General features: G+C 65.7%; 10 protein-coding genes. 2 read left to right on the plus strand and 8 right to left on the minus strand.

Annotation, left to right across the window (positions count from 1 at the left end; all coding sequences use genetic code 11):
- Positions 1–37 precede the first annotated feature (37 nt).
- Both rlmN and ndk read right to left on the minus strand, forming a co-directional pair.
- Positions 38–1,210, minus strand: coding sequence for a dual-specificity RNA methyltransferase RlmN (rlmN, locus tag E4L96_RS03120; protein WP_135205772.1), 1,173 nt, complete (start codon positions 1,208–1,210; stop codon positions 38–40).
- A 91-nt stretch (positions 1,211–1,301) separates the two neighbouring features.
- On the minus strand, positions 1,302–1,727 hold the full coding sequence (ndk, locus tag E4L96_RS03125) for a nucleoside-diphosphate kinase (RefSeq protein ID WP_135205773.1): 426 nt from the start codon (positions 1,725–1,727) through the stop codon (positions 1,302–1,304).
- 236 nt (positions 1,728–1,963) lie between these two features.
- On the opposite strand from ndk, the gene E4L96_RS03130 reads away from it, so the two are divergent.
- Together E4L96_RS03130 and E4L96_RS03135 are read left to right on the plus strand one after the other, a co-directional pair.
- Positions 1,964–2,659, plus strand: coding sequence for a Bax inhibitor-1/YccA family protein (locus E4L96_RS03130; RefSeq protein ID WP_135205774.1), 696 nt, complete (start codon positions 1,964–1,966; stop codon positions 2,657–2,659).
- Between the two features lie 168 nt (positions 2,660–2,827).
- Positions 2,828–3,271 (plus strand): nuclear transport factor 2 family protein, encoded by a 444-nt coding sequence (locus E4L96_RS03135; protein ID WP_135205775.1) that lies wholly within the window; start codon positions 2,828–2,830, stop codon positions 3,269–3,271.
- An 84-nt stretch (positions 3,272–3,355) separates the two neighbouring features.
- Here the strand turns inward: E4L96_RS03135 and E4L96_RS24195 are convergent, their stop codons facing one another.
- The 6 genes from E4L96_RS24195 to E4L96_RS03165 form a co-directional block, all read right to left on the minus strand.
- A complete protein-coding gene (locus E4L96_RS24195; RefSeq protein ID WP_229414200.1) occupies positions 3,356–3,655 on the minus strand; it encodes a PEP-CTERM sorting domain-containing protein in 300 nt (99 codons plus the stop codon).
- A 201-nt stretch (positions 3,656–3,856) separates the two neighbouring features.
- Positions 3,857–4,390, minus strand: coding sequence for a PEP-CTERM sorting domain-containing protein (locus tag E4L96_RS03145; protein WP_135205776.1), 534 nt, complete (start codon positions 4,388–4,390; stop codon positions 3,857–3,859).
- A 91-nt stretch (positions 4,391–4,481) separates the two neighbouring features.
- On the minus strand, positions 4,482–5,834 hold the full coding sequence (gene rlmD / locus E4L96_RS03150) for a 23S rRNA (uracil(1939)-C(5))-methyltransferase RlmD (RefSeq protein ID WP_135205777.1): 1,353 nt from the start codon (positions 5,832–5,834) through the stop codon (positions 4,482–4,484).
- A gap of 105 nt (positions 5,835–5,939) precedes the next feature.
- Positions 5,940–6,968, minus strand: coding sequence for an RNA polymerase sigma factor RpoS (gene rpoS, locus E4L96_RS03155; protein WP_135205778.1), 1,029 nt, complete (start codon positions 6,966–6,968; stop codon positions 5,940–5,942).
- Positions 6,969–6,973: 5 nt separating this feature from the next.
- The gene (locus E4L96_RS03160; RefSeq protein WP_135205779.1) at positions 6,974–7,879 is read right to left on the minus strand and encodes a peptidoglycan DD-metalloendopeptidase family protein; all 906 of its coding nucleotides are present in this window, start codon (positions 7,877–7,879) and stop codon (positions 6,974–6,976) included.
- Between the two features lie 52 nt (positions 7,880–7,931).
- A partial coding sequence (locus E4L96_RS03165; protein ID WP_135205780.1) for a protein-L-isoaspartate(D-aspartate) O-methyltransferase occupies positions 7,932–8,628 on the minus strand: 697 nt, incomplete at its 5' end.

Here is an 8,628-nt window from a genome sequence, read left to right on the forward strand (position 1 = left end):
GCCAGCACACCCATCGCCGCCAAGCGCAGGCGCGCCATCAGGAAGGGATCTCCACGATGCGCCCGAAATTGGCGCCGTACTTCTGCTGGTACTCGGCCATCTTGCCCATGCGCTCCTGGACGCGGGTGCGGTCCTTGACCTCGCCCGCCAGCTGGCCGCAGGCGGCGTCGATGTCGTCGCCGCGCGTCTTGCGCACGGTGGTGACGATGCCGGCGTCCATCAGGACCTGGGCGAAGGCCTTGATGCGCGGGTTCTTGGAGCGCAGCAGGCCGGATTCGGGGAAGGGGTTGAACGGGATCAGGTTGAACTTGCAGTTCACGCCGACCTCGGGGTCGTTCACCAGTGCGATCAGTTCGCGCGCGTGCTGGTCGGAGTCGTTGACGCCGTCCAGCATGCAGTATTCGAAGGTGATGAAGTCACGCGGGGCGAACTCCAGGTAGCGCTTGCACGCGGCCAGCAGCTCGCGCAGCGGGTATTTCTTGTTGAGCGGGACCAGGCCATCGCGCAGCGGGTCGTTGGACGCGTGCAGCGACACGGCCAGCGCCACCGGCACTTCCTGTGCCAGCTTGTCCATCATGGGCACCACGCCCGAGGTGGACAGGGTCACGCGGCGGCGCGACAGGCCGTAGGCGTTATCGTCCAGCATCAGCTTGAGGGCGGTGGTGGTCGGCTCGAAGTTCAGCAGCGGCTCGCCCATGCCCATCATCACCACGTTGGTGATCTGGCGCTCGCCTTTCGGGCCGGGTTCGATGCCCTTGGTCTTGCGCAGCTCGAATTCGGCCATCCACAGCTGGCCGATGATCTCGCTGACTGTCAGGTTGCGGTTGAAGCCCTGCTTGCCGGTCGAGCAGAAGCGGCAGTTCACGGCGCAGCCGGCCTGTGTCGAAATGCACAGGGTGCCGCGGCCTTCTTCCGGGATGAACACGGTCTCGACCGCGTTGCCGTCGCCCACGTCGACCAGCCACTTGCGGGTGCCGTCGGCGGAGGTGTGGTCGCTGATGATGGCGGGCGCGCGGATCTCGGCGCGGGTGGCCAGCTTTTCGCGCAGCGACTTGGCCAGGTCGGTCATCTGGTCGAAGCTGTGCGCCCCGAACTGGTGGATCCAGCGCTGCAATTGCTTGGCGCGGAACGGCTTCTCCCCCAGGTCGGCGCAGTAGGCGACGAGCTGTTCGGGATCGAAGTCCAGCAGGTTGGTCAGGGCAGCAGTCATGGGGACATCTCTATAACACGCCGCCCACGCAGGAGCGCGGGCGGTTACAACAATTTACTACGTACTACGCTAGCCGAAGCTTACGGGCGAATTAACGCGAGTAGACGTTCAGGGCCGGGAAGTAGTACGCGATTTCGACAGCGGCGGTTTCGGCGGCGTCCGAACCGTGCACGGCGTTGGCGTCGATGGAGTCGGCGAAGTCGGCGCGGATGGTGCCCTTGTCAGCCTTCTTCGGATCGGTCGCGCCCATCAGTTCGCGGTTCTTGGCGATCGCGCCTTCGCCTTCCAGCACCTGGATCATGACCGGGCCGGAGACCATGAAGTCCACCAGGTCCTTGAAGAACGGACGCTCCTTGTGCACGGCGTAGAAGCCTTCGGCTTCGGCACGGGACAGGTGTGCCATGCGCGCAGCGACGATCTTCAGGCCGGCGTTTTCGAAGCGGGTGTAGATTTGGCCGATCACGTTCTTTGCGACGGCGTCCGGTTTGATGATCGACAGGGTGCGTTCGATTGCCATGTGTGAAAACTCCAGTGAAATTAAAGGTTTAAATCGAGAAAGAAGAAACTCAATCAACCTTTGATTTTATCATATCCAGCCCCAATATCTTAGTCCGCAGGGGCGATATTGCTGGTTGCCGCTCTCAGGTGATAGAGTGGCGGCCGCTTTTCAAGGCCCGCAGGGTGGATTTTCACGCCCGGCCGGGCCCCGTGCTATGCTGTCCTTACCGTTTTCATTCTCTCCGGAGGAACACGATGTACCCTGAACGCCAAACCGTAGTCGACCTCTCCAAGCGCGGCGGCGCCACTGTCGCCACCACCAACAAGGTCCTGCGCAACACTTACTGGCTGCTCGCCCTGTCGATGCTGCCCACCGTGCTGGGCGCGGTGATCGGCGTGGCCTACCATGTGCCGGTCATGCGCGGCGGCATGGGGGCCTTGCTGTTCCTGGCCATCGCCTTCGGCTTCATCTGGGGCATCGAGCGCAACAAGCAGAGCGGCGTGGGCGTGGCCCTGCTGCTGGGCTTCACCTTCTTCATGGGGCTGATGCTGACGCCGCTGCTGACCTACACGCTGGGTTTCTCCAACGGCGCCCTGCTGATCATGAATGCGTTCGGCGGCACGGCGGCGGTGTTTGCCGTGATGGCGACCTGGGCCACCGTGTCCAAGCGCGACTTCTCGGTGCTGGGCAAGTGGCTGTTCGCGGCCGTGATCGTGCTGATCCTGGCCGGCTTCGCCAACATCTTCCTGCAGATGGCGGCCATGCAGATCGCCCTGTCGGTGCTGGCGATCGGCGTGTTCTCGGCCTTCATCCTGTTCGACGTGCAGCGCGTGGTCAACGGCGGCGAGACCAACTATATCTCGGCCACCCTGGCGATCTACCTGGACGTCTACAACATCTTCACCAACCTGCTGGCCCTGCTGGGCCTCGCAGGCGGCAGCCGCGACTGACCGTCGGCTGGCGGCTCCGGGAAACCGGCCTGCGGGCCGGTTTTTTTTCGTTCGTCGGCGCCAGCCACCATTCGACCCGCCGTCCGCGCGGCCGGTCGCAGCGTCCGCGCGCGGGGCGGTGGACGGGCCCACAATGCCGGCACGACAACATTCGGGAGCCCTGCCACCATGAAAACCGCCCTGCTCTGCACCGCCCTGCTCTGCGCCGCCACCCCGGCCTCGGCCCGCGACCTCAAGACCGAGATCGGCGCCGCCGACACCCGCCTGTTCAGCGCCTTCAACGCGCGCGACCTGGAGGGCATGAAAAACGGCTTCAGCCCGCGGCTGGAGTTCTACCACGACCGCAGCGGTCTCACGAACTACGCGGACAACATCCGCATTTTCGGTGACAACTTCCGCAAGCCGCAGCAGGTGCGGCGCGAGGCCATGCCGGACAGCTGGCGCATCTATCCGGCCGGGCCGGACCTGGCGATGCAGATCGGCACCCACCGCTTCTGCGCCCGCGCCACGCCGGAGGCGGCGGAGGAATGCAGCGTCTACGGGTTCTCGACCGTGTGGAGCAAAGAAAATGGCCAGTGGAAGATGCTGCGGGTGATGAGCTACGGTCACTGAACAATATGCAACCAAATGGTTGCATATTGAGCATGAAAAAGCCGGCCCGCAGGCCGGCTTGACGTTCTCACGAACGCGGGAGCATCAGCGGCGGCGGCGGCGTGCCACCAGGCCCACCAGCGCCAGCCCGCCGGCCAGCATGGCCCAGCCCTCCGGCTCCGGCACCGGCGGCGGATAGCCACCGTTGACGTCGAAGCCCTTGCCGCTCATGGTGACGACGCCATCGACGGTGACCACCGGGCCACCGGACATGCCGATGGCGGCGTCCGACGCCAGCGTCTTGGAGGCGGCCTGGGCGGCCAACGACAGGTCGTCGCCAGTGCCTGCGAATGCGGGAATGGCCACGCTGGCCACGGCTGCCGCAATCAGATACCTGATCTTCATGATGCGCTCCTTTCAAGAAGTTGATGGATCAGGTCTGCAGTTTTGTATGGCCGAGTACGTTATCGTTTGCACAAGATCAAACGTGCCGGGCCCTCGCACGGGTCTTTGCATGCGTATGCACCGAGCGCAAAGAACCGGGTGAAAGGACGAACAAAAAGGCCGACGCATGGTCGGCCTGGTGGGTCCTGCGGCTGGGAAAACTCAACGGCGGCGACGCTTGATCATCCCGCCGAGCAGCAGGCCAGCCACCAGCATGGCCCAGTGCGCGGGCTCGGGCACCGGCGGCGCGCCGAGGGCGACGTTGTCGATGCCGGTGTAGGCCGGCACCGCCGCCAGCGTCACCGAGTGCGCCAGGCCGGAGAACGGGACGCTGGCCGCGGCGAAGCTGCCGCCATTGGCGGCGAATACGGCGCTGCCCAGCAGGCTGCCCGTGCCATCCAGGCCGGACCAGACGTTGAAGGTGGCCGGGGCCAGCGTGCCCAGCGAGAAATCGAAGCTGCCGAAACCGCCCGGCACATTGATCACCCCGTGGCCGCCCGGACTATAGGCGTAGCGCGAGGCGCCGGTGGCGGTGACGAAGTCGAGGAACTCGACGCCGAGACCGGCATAGGTCTGGTTGACCTGGGCGATATTGGCGGCCTGCTCGAAATCGATGAGCACGGGCGCGGCGACGGCCGGACCGGCGGCCACAACCGGCAGGGTGGCCAGGGCGGCGAGCGGCAACAGGGTTTTCATGGATGGACTCCTGCGGAGGGCGGGATGTCCAGTGTGCCGAAGTTGTCGAAAGTCTAATTAACGCAGCGCAAACTGTCTTGACAGCTGCGGCTCAGGCCGGGTCGCGTTCGAAGACGGCGATCGATTCCACGTGCGAGGTGTGCGGAAACATGTTGACCACCCCCGCCTTGGCCAGGCGGTAGCCGGCCACGTGCACCAGCACGCCCGCGTCGCGCGCCAGGGTGGACGGGCTGCACGAGACGTAGACGATGCGCTTGGGCAGCATCTCGGGCTTCTGCTCCTTGAGCCCGGCCAGGGCGTTGACCACGGCGATGGCACCATCGCGCGGCGGGTCGATCAGCATGCGGTCGAAGGCGCCGAGGGCGATCAGGTCCTCGGTGGTGCACTCGAACAGGTTGCGGGTGTAGAAGGTGGTGTGTCCATCGACACCGTTGTGGCGCGCATTGTCCAGCGCGCGCTCGGTCAGCGTGGTGCTGCCTTCGATACCGACCACTTCGCGCGCTTGGGTCGCCAGCGGCAGCGTGAAGTTGCCGAGGCCGCAGAACAGGTCGGCCACGCGGTCGGTCGGCTGCACGTCCAGCAGGCGCAGGGCCTTGGACACCAGCGCCCGGTTGATCAGGTGGTTCACCTGGGTGAAGTCGACCGGCTTGAACGGCATTCGGATGCCGAACTCGGGCAGCACGTACTGCAACTGCTTGTCCGTTGGGTAGAACGGGTAGACCGTGTCCGGGCCCTTGGGCTGCAGCCACCACTGGATGTTGTGCTGATCGGCGAAGGCCTTGACCAGGGTTTCATCCTCGGCCGTGAGCGGCGCCATGTTGCGCATCACCAGCGCGGTCACGCCCTCGCCCACCGCCACCTCGATCTGCGGCATCTGGTTGTAGATCGACAGCGCGCGGATCAGCTGGCGCAGCGGCACCAGCAGGTCGGCCACGTGGCGCGGCAGGACGTGGCAGTTGGTCATGTCCGCGATGAAGGACGACTTCTTTTCGTGGAAGCCGACCAGCATGCCGCCCTTCTTTTCCACATAGCGCACCGACAGGCGGGCGCGGTAGCGGTAGCCCCAGGTCGGGCCGAACATCGGGCGCATCACCAGCTCGGGCTTGACTTTGCTGAGGTGCCAGAGGTTGTCTTCCAGCGTGCGCTGCTTCATCGCGACCTGGGCCGAGGCGTCCAGGTGCTGCATCGAACAGCCGCCGCAGATGTCGAAGAACTCGCAGCGCGGCTTCACGCGCAGGGGGGACTCCTTGTGCAACACCGTCATGGTGCCGGCTTCCCAGTTCTTCTTTTTCCGGTAGGTGGAGAAGCTGACGCGCTCGCCCGGCAGTGCGCCTTCGACGAATACGACCTTGCCCGGCGTGCCGTCTTCGTTGTCAGGAAGATGGCCGACACCGCGGGCGTCTGCGTCGAGGGATTTGATGTCGATGGCGATGTCGTGGGTCATGAAGCGCGAACTATGGGTCAGGTAGGGAGGGAGTCACCGCGCCGCGGTGCCAACTCCGAGACAGGAGCCTTCACCGCAGCGCGGTGGCAGCTCGCAAACCCGCGATCATAGCAGGGAATCGCGCACCACACCACGGGCCGCCATGGCCCGCTTCAGCTTGATCAGGGCTTCCTGCTGGATCTGGCGCACCCGCTCGCGCGTGACGCCCATCTCCTCGGCCAGGGTTTCCAGGGTGGCCGGATCGTCGTTGTCCAGCCCGAAGCGGCGCATGATGACCAGGCGCTGCTTGTCCGGCAGCTTGGTCAGCCAGTCGCGCACCAGGAAGGTCATCTCGTGCTGCTCGGCGCGCGCGTCCGGGCCGTCGTCGGCGTCGCCGGGCAGCATGTCCATCAGGCTGCTTTGCGGATCGTTGTCGAGCGGCGCATCGAGCGAGGTGGCATGCTCGGACAGGGCCAGGATGTCCTGCACCTCCTCCACCGGGCGCCCGACCAGGCTGGCGATGTCGTCGGCGGTGGCGTCCTTGCCGTTGTGCTGCTGGGCTTCCAGGTGGTACTTGGCGCGCAGAATCTGGTTCAGCTCGCGCACCATGTGCACCGGCAGGCGCACCGTGCGGGCCTGGTTCATGATGGCGCGTTCGATGCTCTGGCGGATCCACCAGGTGGCGTAGGTCGAGAAGCGGAAGCCGCGCTCGGGTTCGAACTTGTCGATGGCACGCATGAGGCCGATATTGCCCTCCTCGATCATGTCGAGCAGGACCACGCCGCGGTTGATGTAGTGCTTGGCGATCGACACCACCAGCCGCAGGTTGTGTTCAATCATTTTCTGGCGCGCGGCAAAGTCGCCGGCCTTGGCCAGGGTTGCATAGTGCACCTCCTGCTCGGGCGTGAGCAGCGGGCGGGTGCCGATCTGGTTCAGGTAATGCTGGGTGGTGTCGGTGGAGAGCTCGGCCTGCAGAACCTTCTTGAGCTCGTCGACCGTGTCGATGACGATGCTGGCCTCGGCCACCGCCTCGTCGTCAGGGGCCTCGGCGTCGACCGGGGCCAGCTCCTCGCCCTCGTCGGAGGGGAGCCGCATCTCCTCCGCAACTTCATCCGAGACCTGGTCATCGATACTGTGTTGCGGAGGCTTAGTCATGGGCGTTAGCGGCTGGGCAAGAATTTCGTCGGGTCGACCGGTTTGCCCTGCTGGCGGATCTCAAAGTGCAGCTTCACCTGATCGGCATCCGAACTGCCCATCTCGGCCAGCTGCTGACCTTTTTTCACCTCATCGCCTTCCTTCACCACGATTTTCTGGTTGTGGGCGTAGGCGGACAGCAGGCTATTGCTATGCTTTACGATGACGAGATTACCATAACCGCGGATGCCTGCGCCGGCATACATGACCTTTCCGCTGCCGGCCGACAGCACCGCCTGGCCGGGCTTGCCGGAGATGTCGATGCCCTTGTTCTTGCCTTCGTCGAAGGTGGCGATGATCTTGCCGTCGGCCGGCCACATCCAGGACAGCTTTTCGTCGTCGGTGGCGGTCACGGTGGCACCCGGCTGGATCGCCGCAGCGGCCGCGACGGCTGGCGCCGCGGCCGGCTCAGCCTTGGCGGGCGCGTCGGCTTTTTGCATCTCGGCCAGGTTGGCGTCGGTGTAGGGCTTCTTGTCCGCTTTCGGACCGGTCTTGCGCGGGGCCTCCGGCACCGGCGGCACCTTGGTCGGCGGCGGCATGTCGATCCTGGCGGTGGTCACCACCGGATGGGCCGGCGCTTCGGTGCGCAGCACCTGGTCGGCCTTGATGTCGTCCGGGTCGGACAGGTTGTTCCAGGCGGCCAGGTCGCGGTAGTTGAGGCCATGGTCGAGCGCGATGCGGATCAGGGTGTCGCCCTTGCGCACCGTGTAGGTGCCCTTGGCGTCCACCTTGGGCGGCGGCTCGGCCACCACCGGCGCGGGCGCGGCGGCGGGCATGGGAGTGCGTTCGATCACGGGGGCCTGGCGCAGCTGGGACGAGCAGGCCGTCAGGCCGAGGGACAGGGTCAGGAGGGCGAAATGGCTACGTTTCATTCTCTTTGTGTATGAATCGATGAGAGACCGGCCGGGGCCGGCCACGCGGGCGTCAAACGGTGCCCGCGCGCAAAGGTACGAAGTGGCAGTCTTCCAGGATCTGGGTGGTCCACTCCGCTTTGCCGGTGCGGGTCATCAGTTGCAGGTGCTGGGTGCGTTCCCCGACCGGCGCCACCAGGCGGCCGCCGATGGCGAGCTGTTCAAGCAGCGCGGGCGGCACTTCCAGCCCGGCCGCGGCCAGGATGATGCCGTCGAACGGCGCCACTTGCGGCAGGCCAAGCATACCATCTCCGTAGTGCAAGCGGATGTTTGCGATGCGCAAGGGCCGCAGGTTGGTCTTGGCCAGCTCGTGCAGCGGCTTGATGCGCTCGATCGAATACACCTCGCGCGCCACGCAGGACAGCACCGCCGCCTGGTAGCCGCAGCCGGTGCCGATCTCCAGCACGTTGTTGAGCGGGCCGCCGTTGCGCAGCACCTCGATCATGCGGGCCACGATGTAGGGCTGGGAGATGGTCTGGTTGTGGCCGATCGGCAGCGAGGCATCGATGTAGGCCTGGGCGGACAGGGCCGGCTCGATGAAGGCGTGGCGCGGCACCGTGTCCAGCGCCTGCAGCACCACCGGGTCCTGCACGCCCTGCTTCGCCACGCGCTGCACCATGGCGCGGCGGATGGCGTCGGACACCATCATGTCGGCGCGCGGCGCGGTCAGCGGGGCGGCCTGCGGGCGTTTCACGGCATAGCCCTGGACC

The organism is Zemynaea arenosa (assembly GCF_004614185.1).
Classification (GTDB): domain Bacteria; phylum Pseudomonadota; class Gammaproteobacteria; order Burkholderiales; family Burkholderiaceae_D; genus Telluria; species Telluria arenosa.

Excerpts from the sequence above, each read along its gene's own strand:
- rlmN (WP_135205772.1), bottom strand. The coding sequence starts at position 1,210 with ATGACTGCTGCCCTGACCAACCTGCTGGACTTCGATCCCGAACAGCTC.
- ndk (WP_135205773.1), bottom strand. The coding sequence starts at position 1,727 with ATGGCAATCGAACGCACCCTGTCGATCATCAAACCGGACGCCGTCGCA.
- E4L96_RS03130 (WP_135205774.1), top strand. The coding sequence starts at position 1,964 with ATGTACCCTGAACGCCAAACCGTAGTCGACCTCTCCAAGCGCGGCGGC.
- E4L96_RS03135 (WP_135205775.1), top strand. The coding sequence starts at position 2,828 with ATGAAAACCGCCCTGCTCTGCACCGCCCTGCTCTGCGCCGCCACCCCG.
- E4L96_RS24195 (WP_229414200.1), bottom strand. The coding sequence starts at position 3,655 with ATGAAGATCAGGTATCTGATTGCGGCAGCCGTGGCCAGCGTGGCCATT.
- E4L96_RS03145 (WP_135205776.1), bottom strand. The coding sequence starts at position 4,390 with ATGAAAACCCTGTTGCCGCTCGCCGCCCTGGCCACCCTGCCGGTTGTG.
- rlmD (WP_135205777.1), bottom strand. The coding sequence starts at position 5,834 with ATGACCCACGACATCGCCATCGACATCAAATCCCTCGACGCAGACGCC.
- rpoS (WP_135205778.1), bottom strand. The coding sequence starts at position 6,968 with ATGACTAAGCCTCCGCAACACAGTATCGATGACCAGGTCTCGGATGAA.
- E4L96_RS03160 (WP_135205779.1), bottom strand. The coding sequence starts at position 7,879 with ATGAAACGTAGCCATTTCGCCCTCCTGACCCTGTCCCTCGGCCTGACG.